At 45.1% G+C, this 20,318-nt stretch carries 17 protein-coding genes; 4 read left to right on the forward strand and 13 right to left on the reverse strand.

Features of this window, described 5'->3' with window-relative positions; translation table 11 throughout:
• Window positions 1–118: 118 nt before the first annotated feature.
• The 13 genes from MHO32_RS15020 to MHO32_RS15080 form a co-directional block, all read right to left on the reverse strand.
• Window positions 119–349 carry a type II secretion system protein gene (locus tag MHO32_RS15020; RefSeq protein ID WP_050922696.1) on the reverse strand — a complete coding sequence of 77 codons (231 nt, stop codon included), beginning with the start codon at window positions 347–349 and terminating at the stop codon, window positions 119–121.
• Window positions 350–416: 67 nt separating this feature from the next.
• The gene (locus MHO32_RS15025) at window positions 417–911 is read right to left on the reverse strand and encodes a type II secretion system protein (protein ID WP_239212780.1); all 495 of its coding nucleotides are present in this window, start codon (window positions 909–911) and stop codon (window positions 417–419) included.
• A 290-nt stretch (window positions 912–1,201) separates the two neighbouring features.
• A complete protein-coding gene (locus MHO32_RS15030) occupies window positions 1,202–1,663 on the reverse strand; it encodes a hypothetical protein (protein WP_050922695.1) in 462 nt (153 codons plus the stop codon).
• A 4-nt stretch (window positions 1,664–1,667) separates the two neighbouring features.
• The gene (locus MHO32_RS15035) at window positions 1,668–2,891 is read right to left on the reverse strand and encodes a type II secretion system F family protein (RefSeq protein ID WP_009700370.1); all 1,224 of its coding nucleotides are present in this window, start codon (window positions 2,889–2,891) and stop codon (window positions 1,668–1,670) included.
• A gap of 8 nt (window positions 2,892–2,899) precedes the next feature.
• Window positions 2,900–4,624, reverse strand: coding sequence for a GspE/PulE family protein (locus MHO32_RS15040; RefSeq protein ID WP_239212782.1), 1,725 nt, complete (start codon window positions 4,622–4,624; stop codon window positions 2,900–2,902).
• Window positions 4,621–5,718 carry a tetratricopeptide repeat protein gene (locus tag MHO32_RS15045; protein ID WP_239212784.1) on the reverse strand — a complete coding sequence of 366 codons (1,098 nt, stop codon included), beginning with the start codon at window positions 5,716–5,718 and terminating at the stop codon, window positions 4,621–4,623. Before MHO32_RS15045 ends, MHO32_RS15040 begins: the two co-directional genes overlap by 4 nt.
• Window positions 5,703–6,548: an ExeA family protein gene (locus MHO32_RS15050; protein WP_017187907.1), complete on the reverse strand. Its 846-nt coding sequence runs from the start codon at window positions 6,546–6,548 to the stop codon at window positions 5,703–5,705. Before MHO32_RS15050 ends, MHO32_RS15045 begins: the two co-directional genes overlap by 16 nt.
• 45 nt (window positions 6,549–6,593) lie before the next feature.
• On the reverse strand, window positions 6,594–8,237 hold the full coding sequence (mshL, locus tag MHO32_RS15055; RefSeq protein ID WP_029789687.1) for a pilus (MSHA type) biogenesis protein MshL: 1,644 nt from the start codon (window positions 8,235–8,237) through the stop codon (window positions 6,594–6,596).
• 20 nt (window positions 8,238–8,257) lie between these two features.
• On the reverse strand, window positions 8,258–8,587 hold the full coding sequence (locus MHO32_RS15060; protein ID WP_005444329.1) for a hypothetical protein: 330 nt from the start codon (window positions 8,585–8,587) through the stop codon (window positions 8,258–8,260).
• Window positions 8,580–9,230, reverse strand: coding sequence for a type II secretion system protein GspM (gspM, locus tag MHO32_RS15065; protein WP_005444327.1), 651 nt, complete (start codon window positions 9,228–9,230; stop codon window positions 8,580–8,582). The genes MHO32_RS15060 and gspM overlap by 8 nt, the downstream gene beginning before the upstream one ends.
• Window positions 9,227–10,675 carry an MSHA biogenesis protein MshI gene (locus tag MHO32_RS15070; RefSeq protein WP_005444325.1) on the reverse strand — a complete coding sequence of 483 codons (1,449 nt, stop codon included), beginning with the start codon at window positions 10,673–10,675 and terminating at the stop codon, window positions 9,227–9,229. Before MHO32_RS15070 ends, gspM begins: the two co-directional genes overlap by 4 nt.
• Before the next feature lie 11 nt (window positions 10,676–10,686).
• On the reverse strand, window positions 10,687–12,696 hold the full coding sequence (gene csrD, locus MHO32_RS15075; RefSeq protein ID WP_009698823.1) for an RNase E specificity factor CsrD: 2,010 nt from the start codon (window positions 12,694–12,696) through the stop codon (window positions 10,687–10,689).
• Window positions 12,697–12,947: 251 nt separating this feature from the next.
• Window positions 12,948–13,487: a single-stranded DNA-binding protein gene (locus MHO32_RS15080; protein WP_005444320.1), complete on the reverse strand. Its 540-nt coding sequence runs from the start codon at window positions 13,485–13,487 to the stop codon at window positions 12,948–12,950.
• Window positions 13,488–13,781: 294 nt separating this feature from the next.
• Between MHO32_RS15080 and MHO32_RS15085 the strand changes: the two genes are divergently transcribed.
• The 4 genes from MHO32_RS15085 (at window position 13,782) to MHO32_RS15100 (ending at window position 20,278) form a co-directional block, all read left to right on the forward strand.
• The gene (locus MHO32_RS15085) at window positions 13,782–14,426 is read left to right on the forward strand and encodes a LuxR C-terminal-related transcriptional regulator (RefSeq protein ID WP_050906941.1); all 645 of its coding nucleotides are present in this window, start codon (window positions 13,782–13,784) and stop codon (window positions 14,424–14,426) included.
• Between the two features lie 161 nt (window positions 14,427–14,587).
• Entirely contained in the window at window positions 14,588–15,460 is an 873-nt protein-coding gene (gene galU, locus MHO32_RS15090; RefSeq protein WP_005444317.1) for a UTP--glucose-1-phosphate uridylyltransferase GalU, read from the forward strand.
• Window positions 15,461–15,597: 137 nt separating this feature from the next.
• Window positions 15,598–18,420 (forward strand): excinuclease ABC subunit UvrA, encoded by a 2,823-nt coding sequence (uvrA, locus tag MHO32_RS15095; protein ID WP_239212794.1) that lies wholly within the window; start codon window positions 15,598–15,600, stop codon window positions 18,418–18,420.
• Window positions 18,421–18,487: 67 nt separating this feature from the next.
• Window positions 18,488–20,278: a PglL family O-oligosaccharyltransferase gene (locus MHO32_RS15100; RefSeq protein WP_239212796.1), complete on the forward strand. Its 1,791-nt coding sequence runs from the start codon at window positions 18,488–18,490 to the stop codon at window positions 20,276–20,278.
• Window positions 20,279–20,318: the final 40 nt, after the last annotated feature.

A 20,318-nucleotide genomic window follows, 5' to 3' on the forward strand; every position in this document is an offset into this window, starting at 1 on the left:
ACCCAACCTTAGGCTTAAGACAAGCGAAGTAAGTATACGATGAAATTATGAGAATAATGATAGGTTTATAAGTTTTAAATTCGAAGTGTGAGCAAGTGTACAAATAACCACCAACAAGTTATTTCTCTCCTTTCGAGCGCTCCAATTCTTCTTCAATTCGATCGTAGGTTTCTTTATTGCTTAGCGTTTCAGAAACGTGCTCAGCGGTTTGCTTAGTTTGCTCCCACTTCGCTTCGTAAGTTTCTGGTTTAAAGCTGATAAATCTTGGTAATACCACATAACCGATCACACCTAAGATAATCAGCACAACCACAAACTCTATTGCACTAAGACCCGATGATTTACGCATATGAACTATTCCGAGATTAATCAAAATAAGGAGATAAAGGCCAGACTAGCTGGCCTTTGACGTCAGATTAACAACCTGTATCAGTTACAAGTGTTGTCGCAACTGCGCTAGAAGTTGCTTGCGTGTATGTCACATAGCAATTACCCGAAGTCACGCTCGTTTCTGTGTTTTTACTATTAAAACCAGAAACCAAGTCACCACTAACAAAAGTTGCAAACAACTTAGTGTTATCCTGAGAGTTAGCTAGAGCCCAGTCTTGAGTTAACCCATTTACAGCATTGTCTAGTCCACCAGTAACTGCTTGTGGGTAACCATAATTGATTTTTACATTTTCAACTGTTGTGTTATCCGAGGTAGTTTTCGTCTCAACGCCTTCAATTGCAGCTTTACCGAAAACGATACCCGAAGCTCCATCCATTGCGCCTTTTAGACCTTGAAGAGCTGATTCACGAGCATCCGACTGCAGGTTAAGGAAACGTGGTGCTGCAGTTACCGCTAGAATACCTAGGATTACAATTACCACTACCAATTCGATAAGGGTGAAACCACCTTGTCTTTTCATTGTTTACTCTCTCTATGTAAGCATGCAGAGTGACTGCAAAGTTTATCGGTCACACGACCATTTTGGATATTGTCAAAACGGTTTTGCGTCTCAACACACTAAGCGAAATTAGTTAGGTGAGTACTTTCTCTACCGCTTGAGCAGAATGACGATTCGCCATTGTTAAGTAAAAGCTGCGCTAAAAAGTAAATAACCAAATGGTTTACTTTCAATTACAACCTTTTTCTTATGGTAATGTTTGCATTATACCGACTTTCATTCCTATTTATAGTACTTAAGTGTCAAAAAATTCACTCCGCCGACATTTCGACGTCTATTTTCAGGTAATTAGCGTCAGATATAACGACAACTCTCTGTCCATTTTCATAAGTATAGTGACATGTATAACTATTACTTTTAATTGCTCCACGAATTTCTAACAACTCGCTCGCCATAATTTTACGTTGCGGGTAATGCACCGCTAACCAAAAGCCACAATCCAAAACCCCGTCTTGACGAAATGGCGACACTAGACCTGCTTCTGTCATATCGAGTTCAAACCCATCCATCGACATATGTTTGGGCTCACCATGAACCATCCACGCCTGATGATAACGTTGCACGCTATCTTGCATCCAAACCTTGGCAAGCTTGGCTCCAGTGACTTGCGCTTGCTGCTCTACTGGCTTGAGGCTATGCACAAACGCCACCAGCAAAATTAACCCAATAACACCTGCAAGGATAAGCGTTGCGCGACTCTGATTTTCAACCACTGGTTTAGCCGCCTTTGATGATGTCCAGCATCCCCCACATTGGAAGGAAAATACCCAGTGCGAGCACCATAACCATGCCTGCCACAATGACCAAAAGTAGTGGTTCAATTCGAGCGGTCAGTGTCTTCAAGTCGTAATCCACTTCTCGATCGTAGAAGTCCGACACTTCTAAGAGAAGCTCATCGATACGACCAGTCTCTTCACCAACCGCTATCATTTGAATAACCAAAGGCGTAAAAATTTTACTGTTGATTGCCGTGACAGAAATGGTACTGCCCGCTTCAATAGCAGACTTCATTTCTAAAATTCGGTTTTCCAAGAACTTGTTGCCAAGCGCCTCACCAGCCAGAGCTAAAGACTGGTTTAGAGGTACACCGGATTTCAGCATCAACGAAAAGGTTCTTGAGAAACGAGATAGCTGTGCTCGGTTTACGATATCGCCCACGATTGGCAATCGTAGACGGAACTTATCGAACTTCTCTCGACCATCTGCGGTTGCAACCCAAGCTCTAAATAAAAAGAATGCCCCAACGATTGCCGCAATGAGTAGTCCCCAAAAATTCACAAAGAAGTTAGAGGTCGCAATCAGGATTCTGGTCGGCAAAGGAAGATCCACTCCAAAGCGGGTAAACATCGATGCAAACTCTGGGATCACCAAAATGTTCAAAATAAACATCGCTATAGTGATGAACACAATAACGAATGTTGGGTAACGCATTGCTGCTTTAATTCGCTTACGAGTTTCCAGTTCTTGCTCGTAGTAATTCGCCAATTGCAATAAAGCTTGGTCTAGTCGACCTGTGTTTTCACCAACGTTGATCATAGAAACAAACAACGGGCTGAACACCTTGGAATGTGGCTGCATTGCCGAGGACAAGCCACGACCATTGCTCAGCTCCGCTACCACATCTTCAAGCGCTTCTTTGAGCTGTTTGTTTTCGCAGTTTTGCAGCAGACCACGCATAGAACGCAGCAGTGGTACACCAGCCTTCGTCAAACTAAATAGCTGGCGAGAAAACAGGATAATCACTTCAAGCGGAATCGCCGGTACGAACAATTTAGACAGGCTAACTTTGCTCTTTACCGCTTCTTTTTCCAAACGCAGGTTAAGAGGAATGATCCCCTTATTCATCAATGCTTCCGCTGCAGCTTCAGAATTCACAGCATCGACTTTGCCACTGGTGGATGAGCCGTCTAAAGTGCGACCTTGATAACGAAAAGTTGGCATTCACTTACCTACATGAAAATTGGGTCGGTTTTACCAGAAGCATCCCCTTCACCTAGGGTCATCACTTCATCCAAACTAACAATACCTTGCAATGCCAGTTCCATCGCTGAAGCAAGTAGTGGCTTGTAATTCTCGGAACGTCTCGCTGCTTGAGCGAACCCTACCGCGTCATTCGCACGCAGCTTGTCCATCATTTCATTCTCTAGCTCAAGCATTTCGAACACACCGATTCGACCTCGATAGCCCGTCAAGTTACAGTTTTGACAACCCGCACCTTTGTGGAAAGTGGTGCCGACTTGATTCGGGAAGCGACCAGCCAACCATTGCAGGCGCGATTCATCCAATACATCCGTGGTTTTACAGTCGGGACAAACACGACGAACCAGACGCTGAGCAACCACAGCACGGACCGCACTCGCAACTAGATAACCAGGCGCACCCATATCAATCATACGTAGCGCACTGTCTACTGCGTCGTTTGTGTGTAACGTACTTAACACTAAGTGACCAGTCAGTGCAGCGCGTAAACCAATCTCTACTGTTTCTTGGTCACGCATCTCACCAACGAGGATGATGTCCGGGTCCTGACGCAGGAAGGTACGTAGCACGCGAGAAAACGTTAGGTCGATCTTACTGTTGATCTGAACCTGAGTAATACGTGGTAGGCGATATTCCACCGGGTCTTCTGCAGTGATGATCTTCTTACCCGGTTCATTCAACTCACTCAGCGCGCCATAAAGCGTGGTGGTTTTACCAGAACCTGTCGGTCCCGTAACCAAAATCATACCGTGAGGACGAGAAAGCTGTCGCCGTAAGCGAGCAAGCAGCTCTGGAGGTAGGCCAGAGTCTTCAAGTTTGCGCAAACCAGAAGATTGGTTGAGCAAACGCATCACCACCGACTCACCGTATTGCGTTGGTAGTGTCGACATACGAATATCGATCGATTGACCACGAACTTTGATATTAAAGCGACCATCTTGTGGCAAACGCTTTTCAGAAATATCTAAGTGCGCCATCAGTTTAAGGCGCAGAACCAGCGCAGAGGCAATGTTAACTTCATTTAGAAGCGTCTCGTGCAATACACCATCAACACGTTGACGTAAGCGAAGTACTTTGTCATCAGGCTCGATGTGAATATCTGACGCGCCGACTTGCACCGCATCTTCAAACATCGAGTTAACCAGTTTTACGACGGTAACTTCTTCACTATCACCTTCATCAATACCATAGTCAAAGCCTTCAACGTCCTGGTGCTCAGCCTGAAGCTGCTCAGCAAACGAGGCGATTTCTTTTGTACGACGGTAGTAACGGTCAAAGCTTTCGACTAACTGACGTTCTGGCGCAATGATGAACTCTAGGTCATATTCACCAAGCAAGTTCATCAGGGATTCTTGAGTAAACAAGTCCGCAGGATCACTCATTGCAACGCGTAGCGTGTCACCATTTCGAGCAACGACCATGGCACGCAAGCGTCGCGCGTGCACTTCAGGCAAAACTTGTACAGCATCGGCATCAATCGGGGCTCGGCTCAAATCAATCAATGGCAAACCGAGCTGCTGAGATAAGAACTCCAGCATCTGCTTTTCGCTGATAAAACCAAGGTCAATCAACGCATCACCCAGTTTTTGTCCTGTGCTGTGCTGAGCACTCAATGCTTGCTGAATTTGTTCTTCAGAGACAATCCCCTCTTCAACAAGTAGATCACCCAAGCGCTTTCTCAACTGAATTTTCATTGCGCGTTCTCCAGTTGTTTTAAGATGTTCAAACGGTCACGAATAAATGCCTGAGACTGATTCGAAATACCCACTTTCCCCAATGCTTGTTGATAAGCGGCAATAGCAGCAGAAAAATCCAATGCTCGCTCTTGCTGAATACCTAAACCAAGCCACCAGCGCGCGTTGTCAGGTTCGCGCTGCGTCAGCAGTTGGTAGCTTTCTAGAGCAATTTGGTTTTGTTTTTGCTTTTGTGCCAAAGCGGCACGCATCGCTAGATAATCACGGCTTGGTGCAGGAGGCAGATGCACTAGAGGGCTCAGCGCCGCTTCTGGTTGATCTGCTTTCACCAATAACTTTGATAACGCTAAGCGAAGTGACTGGTTATTCGTATCTAGCGAGATACCAGCTTGTAGGATTTCGTAGGCTTTGCGCGTGTCACCTTTGCCAAAATATAATGCGGCTAGCTTTTGACGAGCTTCAAGGTTCGTTGGTTGGTAACGAAGTGCTTCATTAAAAGATGACAATGCGGTTTTCATGTCATTCGCATCCATCGCTTTATCCGCACGTGCCAACGCTTTTTCAGCTAACTCTTGATGGGTCAGTTCTACTTGCTCAATTCGCATCGAATGCTCTTGCTCAACATTCGATGAATTCGTCACATTATTGCTCGGACTCGCCAACAACACTGGCTGCTCGACCGTGCTGCTCACCTCATTACGAGGAACATAATCATCCACCTCTGGCGTTGATTTCGCAGCAGATAATGCGACTTTTACCTTCGGTTTTTCAATTCGTTGCGTGTACACCACATCATTTAATTGTGGCGTTGTCTTATTAGTTGGAGATTGGCTTACTTCAACTACAGGCAAAGGTGGAACATTTTCCATATTAGTTGTTGAAGACGAAACTGTTGCAATCTCTTCAATAGGAGCGGGACCTTGAGATACCGCCCAACCACCGACAGCTAAGCTCAACGAAAAGCCCCCCACAAGCCATAGCCATGGTTTGCTTCGAGAAATACTCGGGATCTCTGCCTTGGTTAGTTCCGAAGGCGATTCTTTTTCAGCAAGTTCTGATAATGCTTTATTGATGGCACTCAAGGCTGACTCCATCCCCAAAATACGGGAGATTTAAACTTAGGTTTACGTGCGTCAAAAGTGTCATGCATGGCAACGTAAACATGATGATTTTTCAAAAGCGTACAACGGTCATTGAACGCAGTAAGTAAAGCTTTATGGCTGATCTGATTAATCAATCTCGGGATGCCCATCGCCGAGCGCCAAATGGCTTTCTTTTGTTCAATAGAGAAGATATGCGCCCCATTACCCGCTTTATCTAGACGATTGTTGATGTAGGCAACGCCCTCTTCGATCGAGAGAGGACGCAGTTGGCAACTGAACGTAATGCGTTGACGAAATTGGCGCAATTCGTGAGTCTCTAATCGCTCATCTAATTCGGGCTGACCAAACAAGACCAATTGAATCAGCTTATCTTGTTCCGTTTCCAAGTTGCCAAACAAGCGCAAGGTTTCTAACGCCTCAGAAGACAGAGCTTGTGCTTCATCAACAATCAGTACCGTTTTTTTCCCTGACACGTGGACTTGGATCAGCCGCTCTTGGATCAGTGAAACGACTTTAAGTGGGTCAGTATCTTCAATCCCAAGCTCTCTGGCCACAGCAAACTGCAATTGCTCACCACTTAGAACCGGATTTGGCAAATAAACTAATTCGACTTGTGATTCAATTTGCTCAATCAGTTTTCGGCACACCATGGTTTTACCCGTGCCCACTTCACCTGTTATTTTGATGACCCCTTCCCCCATTTTGACGGCTGCCATAATGGTCTGAATCGCCTCATAATGAGGTACCAGCCCCAGAAACATTTCTGTATTTGGGGTTAGTGAGAAAGGTTGAACTCGAAATCCAAAATGTGACAGGTACATACTCGAATCACAACACCACGTTAAACAGAGACTTCCTAACGCCAATTATTCAGCGTCAGGGAACCACTCTTGCAGTAAATCACGTGAGCGCTCTAGCTCTTTCTGCCATGTATTTACGCCAACAACTGTTGGTTTAAGAAGAATGACGAGTTCTGTTTTCTGCGATACGTTATTGATAGTTCTGAACAAGTTACCAAGTGCAGGCACATCACCTAGGAACGGTACTTTTGACACTTGCTCGATATTTTGCTGTTTCATCAAGCCGCCAATAACCACCACATCGCCATCTTTTGCGCGAATCACTGAGTCAGATTCTCGAATCGAGCTTTTTGCCAGCGGGAGTTGAACGTTGTTGAAGTCACCACCAAGGTTTAGCTTCTTAATCTCTTCTTCCACTTCAATTACGGCAGGGTGAACATGCAGGAATACGTTACCTTTGTTGTCAATCTGTGGCGTAACATCTAGAGAGATCCCTGAGAAGAAAGGCGTCAACTCAACTTCAGGAACCGCATTAGAGTTTTCACCATTACCCGCATTACTAGAAAGTTCGGTTACAAAGTACTCGTCGGTACCGACTTTAATAACTGATTTCTGGTTATTTGCTGCGGTAATACGTGGGCTAGAAAGCACGTTCAAGTCGCCCTGCGTCGCCATAAAGTTCATCACGGCTGAGAAGTTACCATCACTGATGGTGATATTAGTTTGCCCACCTAAAAGTGAACCAATCGCATCCAATGGAGGTAGACCACCTGTAGGACCTGGACGGTTGATAACTACGCTACCTGAATTACCAATAGAAGCAGTCATATTCGACCAGTTGATACCTTGCTGGTAACCATCACTTAGCGTCACCTCTAAAATCTTCGCTTCTAGGATAACTTGGCGCTGCATACGCTCCTGAGAAACGCCCAAGAACTCACGAACTTCACGAATTTCATCAGGGAAAGCACGTAAGGTGATCACACCCGCTTGTGGCGTAACAACAACACTTTGGCCTTGACCTGAGCCAATTAGGTTTGCAACGGCTTGTTGCAGCATCGGCCAAAAATCACTTTCGGTGATGGTTTCAATGCGTGTACCGCCAGTCGATGTGGTTGAGCTATCACCGTTGTTGTTATTTGAATCAGAAGAATCTGAATCGTCAGAACTGCCACCAGAGCTAGAAGTGCCCGCAGATGTCACAGAACCCGTCACGATACTGGTCAGTGAGCGGCCAGAACGTTTGAACTGAAGATAATCAACAGGAATGGTCACTGTGCGCATACCAGCAGGATAAACCTGAATCACTTTGCCTGATTTCACAACATCGTAGCCATACATGTCTTGTACAACGTTGAGCACTTCATCTAGGGTGACGTCGGAAAGGTTAACGGTGATGTTGCCTTGCACTGCTGGGTGGATAGCCACACTGTATTCAGTTCCTTTCACCAAAGAGGCAAAGAAGCTACGAGCTTCTACTGCGTTCGCTTGGATTCTAAAACGCTTTAAAGTGCCTTGCTCTGAAGACACGCTAGTGTCTAAGTTCGGCATAAGATCGGCTTCTACAGAAGAAGGGATCTCTTCTAGTGCACGGCTATTTGCTTCATTGATAGACTCATTAAGTGCTTGCTTCACTTCCACTGGGTCTCGGTGACCCATAGAACAACCCATTAAGGAAGCAACCACGATTCCTACAACTAATTTGCGCATATCTGATCAGGCTCTGGTTATTATTTTTTTACGTTTAAACCAAAAAGCTCTAGTTTCCACTGACGGTCACCACGCTTTAAAGTTACAAATTCACTGTTGATACTGGCTACACGGTAGCCATTGAGTTTCGCTCCCGGCTCAACAATACGGTTATTCAAAATCGCCACGCATTGAGTATTTGGTTTACATACAATACTGTTCAGTGTTGGCAAGCGATATTGTTTTGCTTTCGGCTTTTTTTGCTCTGTGACTGGCTTTTGCCAGCCTAATGGTGCTGTTGGGTCTTGGCTTGCCCAGCTATGACCAGCAACAACTGTCAGCATTAGGGAGATTATGATTTGCTTAACCACCGATAAACTCCTCTCGTGAACCTAAGGTGTAAACTTCCAGTACAAGTTTTGCTTTTGGATATTCTTCCACGTTGTAGCTAAAGCTTCGCCAGTAGTAACTCGCTGGTAAACCTTCTAATTTCGTCAGATAGTTAGCAATTGAAAAGTAATCGCCAGTCAGCTCCATGCGCACAGGGTGTACGTAATAACCCGAGTATTGCGACGCTTCTTTGTCTTCTGTAATTGGTTCAGCAGGTAAAGTTTGTAGAGATACCAAATGAATACCACTTTGCTGCTCTAAGACACTCTCCAACAAACTTGCCATTTGCGAAGGAGTAATCAAATGTTCGATGATCTCTGAAAGTTGCATTGAAAGGTGTTGGCTTTCCATAAGCAATTGAGAGATAGCTTGATCAATTTCCGCGTTCGGATCTTTTTTCAACTGCGCTTGAATACGTAAGATCTCGATTTCTGTCTGTTGATTCGTCTGTTTTAAGTTACGTAGCTGCTTATCGTTACTCGTAACCTCATTCAGTTTTGGCTCCAAGACCAAAGTGAAAAGCAACATCACTACCGTCACTAAACCACACAGTGCGATGAGTACTTTTTCACGCCCGCTCATTTCATCGAAGCGCTCTTCTAACGAGGACCAAAACTCATTCATTTCTCTTTGTCTCCGCGCGTCTTCAATTCAAAGGTCACGATGTTATCTTCATTACGTCCGATTTTTACGTCATCAAACGTGCGCCCTACAAGGCTAATTTCATTTTTAAACTGGCTTACCCAATTCGGAACTGCGCTTGGCGATCTCGCCAAACCTTGGAGATCTAAAGTCGATGCATCAATACGAATTGCAGACAAAGAAATATTGTTGCTGCCCAACTTGGCTAAAGCCTGCATTACGCCAGAGTAGCCTGTACGTTGTGAATCATCGTACTTACCAACGGCTTTTAATGAGTCACGCTTCGCTTTTACTTCACGCTCTAAACGCGCTTTGGCCGCGATCTTATTGGTGTCTGGCTGGTGCTTACGTAATTTGGCTTGTTGGTGTTGAAGTTCTGACTTCATGATATCGCCCTTGCTTTTCACAATCGCAATTTCATCTTCTACACCTTGGCTTTGCCAAGTCACATAACCGTAAGAAACAAAGATCAACGCAGCCGCAACACCCCAAGAAATAGCAACGTTTTTGAGGGTTAATAAATTCTTCTTCGGTTTAAGGAAGTCTGGATAAAGATTGACACGTCGCTCACTGGACGTAGCTAACGCCGTATCTGCCAATACATGACCAGATAGTTCGTGTTCTTCAGTAAGCAGCGGAGAGACTTTGGTGCTTAAGCGGTAGTTAAGCGATTCCACCAGTTCTTGTTCATCTTCATCGTCACAACACACCTTCAGTTGGTGCAACTGAACATGACGCAGTTGAGAAGAGAGGTAATCGATTGAACGCTGTAGCTCTAGCGACAAGCTATCCATTTGCAAGTCACTCGAAGGTACGCCCGTTAGTGGTGGCGTTACACTGCGAATAGAACGGTGGAAAGCGATAGTATGATCAACGAATGCGCTGATACGGAAGTGTCCGCGTGCGCTGCGTTGTAGCAATAAGAAATTACCAAGTTCACCTGAGGTATCACCCCAGATGTCATCCTCAGGAATAATCGCTTCAAGGCTCAGTTGAACTCGACTCGCAAGCAGTACAATCTTATCGAGAATTTTGCGAGAAAGAACATAAGCTTGGACTTTATTCGAGTTTGGTAGCTCTACTGCATCGGCAATAATGTCAATAGCACGCTCTGATATCAGCTCTTTTAACAAAAACGGCAACGCCGATGGCCACTCATTGCGAGGCATAGCAGGCTTGTCGATTTGGTACATCTGATAGTAGTTGTGAGCTAACACAACCGTTAACGAATCATAAGAGCTTGCAGCTACACTTAATGCCTGTTCACAGGCACGTTCCCAATTTGATTCTGAGATCTCAAATTTAGATGGTCGGCTGCTTTTCGTCGGTGATGATAAATAAACTGCGTCTGGCTGAATAACCAAAAAGCAAGTGCGACCACCGACCGATGATCGCTTGAGCTTGTCGAGTACTGCTTTAAAATCCATGATTATTATCTTTATTTTTTTCGCCAGCGATTTCTTCGTCCCAGTTTAACTTGGGATTCAGATTGAGAAGTCGGCGCCGGTGTAGAACGAGGAAGGTACTGCTCTTCAGAAGAGAAGTAACGCCCTTGCCCACCGTGAACACCCAACTCATTAAGCGTGTTCAACTCGTGCTTATTCTCAATACCCACTGCTATTATTTTTGTTTTGCTGTTTGCGGCCGCACCCAACATACTGCGAACAAACAACTGGTTTTCATGTCTCTGATCGATCTTTGTTACCAAGCTGCGATGAAGCTTGAGATAACGAATGTCTACTTCTTTTAAGTAATGCGTGCTGACAATGGTACGTCCGGCCTGCCCAATCATTACGTAGCATTCTAAACCGGACAGCATTTTAGCGACTGGTCGCATAAAGTCTAAGTGTCTTACAAATTGTGCTTCCACAAACTCAAAAATGAGACACTTTCTTTGCTCCCGTGACAATTGTAAGAGTTCATCACGGAACCACTTGAAATATTCTCGCTGCCCAAAAGGCACAACATGAAGATTAAGTACATATTGCTTAGAGCTATCAAAGTTGTGTTTAAAGTCTTTTAAGAATGTACCAATAACGGCGCGATCCATTTGCGCTTCATAGCCGACTTGACGAACGGCAGAAATAAAACGAGAAGCTTTAACAATGCCATTTTCCGGATCGCGAATCCGACATGTTAACTCTTCGTGCAATGGTTTTTTATGCGCCACATCACTTATTGAATAGGCTGATTGTGCGTAGAGTATCACATTTTCAGACGTGAGTGCTGTGTCAAATAGCGTACGCCATCTCACACTGCCTCGTGCTTCTTCATCATGATTCCACTTTTTAAAACGGCTCCAATTATTGTTGTTCTGCAATTGGGCACTACGCAATGCGGTTTCTGCTTCATCAATGATTTGGCTATGACGCTCTCCTTCTTTGTACATGGTGATTCCGATATGACACCAGTTATCAGAATCCAATGGATAAGGAGGATGGAGTTTTTCTAATTGACGAATACATTGAGACGCCAAGTTTGCGACATCTTTCGCTGCTTGGTGAGGTAAGAAAAGCGCAAAGTCAGCATCGTAGTAACGAGAAAATACGACATCGGGATAACGTTGAACTAAATTGGACAGTAAACTACCAATCTCAACGATAAATTCATCGCAAGTTTGTTTGTCCTGTTCTTCTTCTACAGATTTCCAATCTTGAACTCGTATCAGCATCACTGCACCACGAGCCCCACTTTCTAACAGCGCCGATTCAAGCTTACTATCAAACAAAACTCGGTTTGCTGTACCAGTTAACTTATCGAGGAAAGTTTGAGTACGAATAAAGGTATCAAAGCGACTGCGCTCTTGGCGGGCATCTTGCAGCTCTTCAATTAATACATCCAATGCTTCGCTTGCCGTGTATGGCCATTCTCGCTCATCACCTTTCGCGTATTGCTCAACCCGCCCAGCTAAGATCATACGACCGCGCTCTTCGAGCATTTCAGAGCCAGCAAGTTGTTCTTTGAGCCATGCAACACCACGCATCAAGCAGAAGATGATCAAGATGACCGCGAGCGTAATCGACCACAAAGCTTGCATTGAATAGCCGTAGCCTAAATAAGGAGGAATAGCCTTAAAGTAGATGACATAGTCTTGGTTGTGAGTGAGCTGAAACTCATGCTCAAACAACATGGAACTGTCTATCTTGTGGGAGGTGTCTTTGAAGCGGTATACGACGGCGTTATTCGTCGAGAGCGTCATCTCAACAATGTTACTTGCCTGTAGCATCTTTGGCATCCAACGCTGCATGGAATATGCTGCGTCAGGGTCTTCCATCTCTTTATCAACCACTTCAACGATCCCTTCCAAATAATGGTTGAGATACTCTTGCCCTAGTCGCTTAAAAGAGAGGGTGCCGCCGACAAACAAGATAAACATTGCGCAAATGACGATCATGGTGACAAAAGCCACCAGCCGCGTGCTTAGCTTAAGAGTTGGGGTATACCTCATGAATACCAAATTCCTTTTCTATTCATCATATACCTTGTTGAAATGTTTATACTTGATAAGCGTTCAGTAAACAATCGCATTCGTATGAATGTGAGAAGCTGAGGCGGAAAGAAACAAGGCATCATTCGATATTTGAGAGTTGCTGCCTTTTTGTGGCGATACGGAAATAATGTGAACCACAATGACAGAACATAACGGGAATAAAAAAGCCGCGAAATTCGCGGCCTTTTAAATTCAATATCAATTAGATTTTAGAACGGGATATCGTCGTCAAAATCCATTGGCGGCTCGTTATATTGCGGCTGTTGTTGCTGCGGAGCCTGTTGTTGCTGTTGCTGAGGAGCGTTGTATTGCTGCTGTTGAGCCGGTTGTTGAGGTTGACCCCAGCCGCCTTGTTGCTGCTGTTGTTGACCGCCACCCATTGGAGCGCCACCTTGAGCACGACCGCCAAGCATTTGCATTACGCCATTGAAGCCTTGAACAACCACTTCTGTTGAGTAGCGATCTTGACCACTTTGGTCTTGCCATTTACGAGTTTGAAGTTGACCTTCAACGTAAACTTGAGAACCTTTACGTAGGTACTCACCCGCTACTTCAGCAAGCTTGCCGAATAACACAACACGGTGCCATTCTGTTTTTTCGCGCTGTTCGCCAGTCGCTTTATCACGCCATGACTCAGAAGTTGCAATCGTGATGTTTGCTACTGCACCGCCATTAGGCATGTAACGAATTTCAGGGTCGTTACCTAGATTCCCCACCAAAATAACTTTGTTAATTCCACGGCTGGCCATGATGTGCTCCGTTTCACTCTGGATCTATATATAAAATTTTAGCGCATAAGAATACACGCTTTGGTGTTTTGATTAAAGCCTAATCCCATTGTGTTCTGAGATTAGAAATTGTGGAATCAAAATCTCACTCCAACCTCTAGGCGTAGCATTTTTGATTCGTTTTGCAGATATCGTTTCGCGAACCTTTGAATCTCAACGCATTTCCTCTCTAACGCTATAGCTCCAAATTGTGATTGATGACACCGTATTTGCGTTTTTAACCTCATGGAACTTCACTCAAGGAGATTAGGGCGCGTGAAAAAATCAGCTTATGCGAGAAAATTGTTTTTGATCAGTATGGAAGACGACGCAGAGAAAAAAGTCGAAGCGCTCGTGAAATACACTGATATTGATATCCCTGTCATCTCCACACAAGCACTGATGGAAGCCAATCCAAAGCATCGCAATAAAATCCTGTTGATTGACTTTAGTGAACATAAAGCACTCGTACAATCGATCAAAAACTTGCCTTTAATTTGGAAGAATTTTGAAACGGTCATATTCAATGTTCCTAAACGCTTAACCACCGATGAGTTGTTGTCTTTTGGGCAACTAAAAGGCGTATTTTATCAGGAAGACTCTCTAGAGCAGGTAGGTGAAGGCTTGAGAGAAATCGTGAATGGCCAAAACTGGTTGCCAAGAAATGTCACTAGTCAATTGCTTCACTATTATCGCAATGTCCTCAGCACGCACACCGCCCCAGCAACCGTGGACTTAACCATCCGTGAGTTGCAAGTTTTACGTTGTCTTCAGGCAGGAGCATCTAACAATCAAATGGCAGAAGAATTGTTCGTCAGTGAATTCACCATTAAATCTCACCTTTATCAGATATTCAAAAAGCTCTCCGTAAAGAATCGCGTTCAAGCTATCGCTTGGGCAGACCAAAACCTGTTGTCATAAATCAGATGAACAACACAATTTCGCTCATACAGTGATGGCTCATGCTTATTTAGGCTCAAATTGACGTACTTTTTCCTACTTAATTCATGATTCATATGCATCTCTCGTGTTAAAGTGATGCCCAGATTCTTGATTAAAAAATGAGAAAGGATATTCCCCCAATGATTAAAAAATGTCTGTTCCCTGCAGCTGGCTATGGTACGCGCTTCCTCCCAGCGACTAAGTCTATGCCTAAAGAAATGATGCCTGTAGTGAACAAGCCACTGATTGAGTACGGTGTCGAAGAAGCCATCCAAGCTGGCATGAATGGCATGTGCATCGTAACAGGTCGTGGTAAGCACTCAATCATGGACCACTTCGATAAAAACTACGAACTGGAACACCAAATCAGCGGAACAAACAAAGAAGAACTATTGGTTGATATCCGTGAAATCATTGACTCTGCAAACTTCACTTACATCCGCCAGCGTGAGATGAAAGGTCTAGGTCACGCAATCCTTACTGGTCGCGAATTGGTCGGTGATGAACCATTTGCAGTAGTACTTGCCGATGACCTTTGTGTGAACGAGCAGGAAGGCGTGTTGGCTCAAATGGTGGCGCTATTCAAACAGTTTCGTTGTTCAATCGTTGCTGTTCAGGAAGTACCAGAAGAAGAAACTCATAAATACGGCGTAATCTCTGGTGAGATGATTAAAGATGACATCTACCGCGTAGACGACATGGTTGAGAAACCAGAACAAGGTACTGCGCCAAGTAATCTAGCGATCATCGGTCGTTACATCCTAACTCCAGACATTTTCGAACTGATCGAAAACACGGAACCGGGTAAAGGCGGCGAAATCCAAATTACTGACGCACTGCTTAAGCAAGCAAAAGCAGGTTGTGTATTGGCGTACAAATTTAAAGGTCAACGTTTCGACTGTGGTAGCGTAGAAGGTTACATCGAAGCCACAAACTACTGCTTCGAAAACCTATACCTAAAAGACGAAAAAAAGTCTGAGCTAGGTAAACACGCAACAAAGAAAGAAGTGTAAATAACTCAAACTTACTGATTCTAAAGCCCAGCTTAATGCTGGGCTTTCTTTTACTGTTTTTTTGTCCAGTATTTTCTTTGCACATTTCTCACACTATGTAATACTTGCGTCACTTGGTTATACATAGAGCAAAAACGATGGATAAAATAGAAGTTCGTGGTGCCCGCACCCATAACCTCAAAGACATCAACCTCACTATCCCCCGCGATAAACTGATTGTCATTACTGGTTTGAGTGGTTCTGGTAAATCCTCTCTCGCATTCGATACTTTGTATGCTGAAGGTCAAAGACGTTACGTCGAATCCTTATCAGCTTACGCACGCCAGTTTTTGTCTCTTATGGAAAAACCAGATGTTGACCACATAGAAGGTTTGTCTCCTGCAATCTCGATTGAGCAGAAATCAACATCACATAACCCACGCTCTACTGTTGGTACTATTACTGAGGTGTACGACTACCTGCGTCTGCTTTACGCACGCGTTGGTGAACCTCGTTGTCCAACACACCATACGCCTCTAGCAGCACAAACCATCAGCCAAATGGTCGATAAAGTCTTAGAGTTGCCAGAAGGCAGCAAAATGATGCTACTTGCTCCTATCGTGAAAGAGCGTAAAGGTGAGCACGTTAAGACACTGGAGAACCTAGCAGCTCAAGGTTTCATCCGCGCACGTATCGATGGTGAAACTTGCGATCTTTCTGATCCACCGCCGCTAGAACTGCACAAGAAACACACTATTGAAGTAGTTGTGGACCGCTTTAAAGTTCGCCCAGATTTGCAGCAACGTTTAGCTGAATCCTTCGAAACCACGCTAGAGCTTTCTGGTGGTATTGCGGTTGTGGCACCAATGGACGGCGAAGGCGAAGAAGTGATCTTCTCAGCCAACTTTGCTTGCCCTATTTGTGGCTACAGCATGCAAGAACTTGAGCCTCGCTTGTTCTCGTTCAACAACCCTGCAGGCGCGTGTGGCACTTGTGATGGTTTAGGCGTGCAGCAATACTTTGATCCAAGCCGAGTCATTCAAGATGAAACGCTGAGTTTGGCACAAGGTGCGATTCGAGGTTGGGATCAAAAGAACTATTACTACTTCCAGATGCTGACTGCACTGGCGGATCACTACGGTTTCGATCTTCACGCACCATTTAACTCTCTACCAAAGAAAACCCAAGACATCATTCTTAAAGGATCGGGGCGTACTGAAGTCGAGTTTAAGTACATTAACGATCGTGGTGACATTCGTGTTAAGCGTCATCCTTTTGAAGGGATTCTGAATACACTTGAACGCCGTTACCGCGATACTGAATCTAACTCAGTACGTGAAGAGCTCGCAAAATACATCTCGACCAAGTCTTGCTCAAGCTGTGGCGGTACACGTCTGCGCCTAGAAGCACGTAACGTTTTTATTGCTGATACGACACTACCAGAGATCGTTGAACTCAGCATCGCCGACGCATTGGAATTCTTCCACTCATTGCAACTAGAAGGTCAACGCGCCCAAATCGCTGAAAAAGTGATGAAGGAAATCAACGACCGCTTGCAGTTCTTAGTTAACGTGGGTTTGAACTACCTCAACTTATCGCGCAGCGCGGAAACCCTATCGGGTGGTGAAGCTCAACGTATTCGTTTAGCAAGCCAAATTGGTGCTGGTTTAGTGGGCGTCATGTATGTTCTAGATGAGCCATCGATTGGTCTCCACCAGCGTGATAACGAACGCCTATTGAAAACCCTAACCCACTTAAGAGATTTGGGTAACACAGTATTAGTGGTTGAGCACGATGAAGATGCGATTCGTTGCGCTGATCACGTGATCGATATCGGTCCAGGCGCAGGTGTACACGGTGGTAACGTGGTCGCTGAAGGTACGATGGACGAGATCATTGCCAATCCGAACTCACTGACTGGTCAGTACCTCAGTGGCGCAAAAGAGATTGCGGTACCAAGAGAGCGTACACCACGCGATCCAAAGAAAACCGTTGAACTACTTGGCGCGACAGGTAACAACTTAAAGAATGTCGACCTTTCCGTTCCTGTTGGCTTGTTCAGCTGTATTACCGGTGTATCCGGCTCAGGTAAGTCGACTCTGATCAACGATACCTTCTTTAAGATTGCTCATACCCAGTTGAACGGCGCAACAACGGCGCACCCTTCACCATACAAAGCGATCAAAGGGTTAGAGCACTTCGATAAAGTGATCGACATTGACCAAAGTCCTATCGGTCGTACGCCACGTTCCAACCCAGCCACTTACACGGGAATCTTTACTCCGATTCGTGAACTGTTTGCTGGCACGCAAGAGTCGCGCTCTCGCGGTTACAAACCGGGGCGCTTTAGCTTTAACGTACGCGGAGGTCGCTGTGAAGCGTGTCAGGGCGACGGCGTAATCAAGGTGGAAATGCACTTCTTACCTGACGTTTACGTTCCTTGTGATGTGTGTAAAGGTAAACGCTACAACCGCGAAACACTTGAGGTTCGTTACAAAGGCAAGACCATTGATGAAGTACTAGAAATGACGGTAGAAGATGCACGTACTTTCTTCGATCCAGTTCCAGCAATTGCTCGCAAGCTGCAAACTCTGATGGATGTAGGCTTGTCTTACATTCGCTTAGGTCAAGCAGCAACTACGCTGTCAGGTGGCGAAGCTCAGCGTGTAAAACTGGCTAGAGAGCTGTCTAAGCGTGATACAGGCAAAACCTTATACATTTTGGATGAACCGACAACAGGTCTGCACTTCCACGATATCCAGCAGCTACTAACTGTACTGCACCGTCTGCGCGACCACGGAAATACCGTTGTCGTCATTGAGCACAACCTCGATGTAATTAAGACGGCAGACTGGATTATCGACTTAGGTCCCGAAGGCGGACAAGGCGGCGGTGAGATCATCGCACAAGGAACACCTGAAGATGTGTCTCAGATCGAAGGTTCACACACAGCTCGCTTCCTTAAGCCTATGTTGAAGTAGAAAAAACAGGTAAAGTACAAAGACCAGCCAATGCTGGTCTTTTTTCATTCAAAACAACACAATAACTATGGCAACTATACACGTCAGTGGAACTAAGCTTTCTCCAGGGAAAGTACAAGTTCCTCTTAACCGCAAGTTTCTCATCGCGTTAGCAGCTCTCTTTCTGTTGGCGATGCACTTCTTTATGCCAAATCCGGGTGGCTCTGGACTAGCACTGTCTTTTAATGCGACCACGTGGATTGCGTTCAGCTTTGCACTTGGTATTGGCTGCTACCAACTTGCGACCAATCGTGTATTACGCTATTCCAAATTAACAATCGGTCTGTTGATCAGCTGTATCATCATGACGCTACCTATCTTCTACCCCAATGCGGATAGTGCGCTCGCAGCAAATAAACTGATTGGTCTGTGGTGCGGCATGTTGTTCTTCGTTGTACTGCAGCAGTTCCACTTCAGTAACAAGCATCGCCAGCGCTTGTTGTGGTTTATTGTCCTTGCCGTTGTTATCGAAGCAATTTTCGGTTTAACGCAATACCTTTACCTTAAACCAGGAAACGTATTTGGATACGACACGGTAGCTAACCGCCCTTATGGCATCTTCCAGCAACCAAATGTCATGGCGAGCTTCCTTGCAACTGGTTTAGTGATTGCCAGCTATCTACTCGCCAGACAACCTTACAAATATTCTCGTAAACTCAGCGATATTTACCTGTTGTACGCCGTACCTGTACTGACACTGCCTCTTATTGTTGCCCTTGCCTCTCGTACTGGTTGGCTAGCATCCATCATTGCTATTTTGCTGGTGATTCCATACATGTATCGCTTTGCAACGCGTGCACGTTTTGTTCGATGGGTAATGGCGATGGCAACAGGTCTCGCGCTGTCGATTGTGGTGATGAATATTGCCTTCCCAGATGGAAACGGTCTTGCCAGTGAAAAGGTGAATATGGAGTCACCACGTGCTTACACCTTCCCACAAACATTGGACATGGTGATTGAGAAGCCATTCACTGGGTACGGTTACGGCAAGTTTGAGTCAGAATACATGCTATACACAGCGCGTCAGCATGCACTCAATGAAAGCTATCCTGCGGGCTTGCCATCGATGGATCACCCGCACAATGAATTGTTGTACTGGGCAGTAGAGGGCGGATTGTTGCCAATTCTGGGGATCTTTTTGGCAATGGCGTTAGTGCTATATCGCATCTACCAAGCCAAACGCGGTACTCGCTTAGCACTGCTGGCACTGTTTATTCCAATCGTGCTGCACTCGCAATTAGAATATCCCTTCTATCATTCATTGGTGCATTGGCTGATCTTTGTGATTCTGCTTTATTGGGTCGACCAACGAGTTTCTCGTTACCGCCAAGCACCGTTTAGCAAAGTAACCAAAAGTTTATTGCGAGTATGTAGCCTCGTCATTCCAGCAGTATTTACTTTCTATATGGTTAGCGCATTGCACACCAACTATGTCTTAACCAAGTTTGAAACAACGCGCCCGACCAACCCGGACATCTTGAATCAGGTGACAAATCCTGTGGTTTGGAAAGATCGTTTCGATTGGGATGTATACAGTACTTTCTTAAACATCGGCTTATATAAACAAGATCCAACCTTGATTCAGCCTTACATTGATTGGTCTTTGGAAATCATTAAAGACAAGCCGCGCCCAGCGTTTTACAACAACTTGATACTGGCATATCAAGGGTTGGATGACACAAGCAAGGCAGAACAAATTCGTGCAGAGGCACAGTTCTTGTTCCCTAAAATTGATTTCAGTGGCGTCAACTATCAGCCACCTTCCCAAGCAATCTCAGCCTCACCAACACCAACACCAACGTCCAGCTCTGAGCAATAAATCCAAAAAAGCGAAGGAATAACCTTCGCTTTTCTTTACC

Source organism: Vibrio sp. MMH1-50 (genome assembly GCF_022347645.1).
GTDB classification, from domain to species: Bacteria; Pseudomonadota; Gammaproteobacteria; order Enterobacterales; family Vibrionaceae; genus Vibrio; species Vibrio harveyi.

What these genes read in the sequence shown, in the direction of transcription:
- MHO32_RS15020 (WP_050922696.1), bottom strand. Translation starts at nt 349, where the DNA reads ATGCGTAAATCATCGGGTCTTAGTGCAATAGAGTTTGTGGTTGTGCTG.
- MHO32_RS15025 (WP_239212780.1), bottom strand. Translation starts at nt 911, where the DNA reads ATGAAAAGACAAGGTGGTTTCACCCTTATCGAATTGGTAGTGGTAATT.
- MHO32_RS15035 (WP_009700370.1), bottom strand. Translation starts at nt 2,891, where the DNA reads ATGCCAACTTTTCGTTATCAAGGTCGCACTTTAGACGGCTCATCCACC.
- MHO32_RS15040 (WP_239212782.1), bottom strand. Translation starts at nt 4,624, where the DNA reads ATGAAAATTCAGTTGAGAAAGCGCTTGGGTGATCTACTTGTTGAAGAG.
- MHO32_RS15045 (WP_239212784.1), bottom strand. Translation starts at nt 5,718, where the DNA reads ATGGAGTCAGCCTTGAGTGCCATCAATAAAGCATTATCAGAACTTGCT.
- MHO32_RS15050 (WP_017187907.1), bottom strand. Translation starts at nt 6,548, where the DNA reads ATGTACCTGTCACATTTTGGATTTCGAGTTCAACCTTTCTCACTAACC.
- mshL (WP_029789687.1), bottom strand. Translation starts at nt 8,237, where the DNA reads ATGCGCAAATTAGTTGTAGGAATCGTGGTTGCTTCCTTAATGGGTTGT.
- gspM (WP_005444327.1), bottom strand. Translation starts at nt 9,230, where the DNA reads ATGAATGAGTTTTGGTCCTCGTTAGAAGAGCGCTTCGATGAAATGAGC.
- MHO32_RS15070 (WP_005444325.1), bottom strand. Translation starts at nt 10,675, where the DNA reads ATGGATTTTAAAGCAGTACTCGACAAGCTCAAGCGATCATCGGTCGGT.
- csrD (WP_009698823.1), bottom strand. Translation starts at nt 12,696, where the DNA reads ATGAGGTATACCCCAACTCTTAAGCTAAGCACGCGGCTGGTGGCTTTT.
- MHO32_RS15080 (WP_005444320.1), bottom strand. Translation starts at nt 13,487, where the DNA reads ATGGCCAGCCGTGGAATTAACAAAGTTATTTTGGTGGGGAATCTAGGT.
- galU (WP_005444317.1), top strand. Translation starts at nt 14,588, where the DNA reads ATGATTAAAAAATGTCTGTTCCCTGCAGCTGGCTATGGTACGCGCTTC.
- uvrA (WP_239212794.1), top strand. Translation starts at nt 15,598, where the DNA reads ATGGATAAAATAGAAGTTCGTGGTGCCCGCACCCATAACCTCAAAGAC.
- MHO32_RS15100 (WP_239212796.1), top strand. Translation starts at nt 18,488, where the DNA reads ATGGCAACTATACACGTCAGTGGAACTAAGCTTTCTCCAGGGAAAGTA.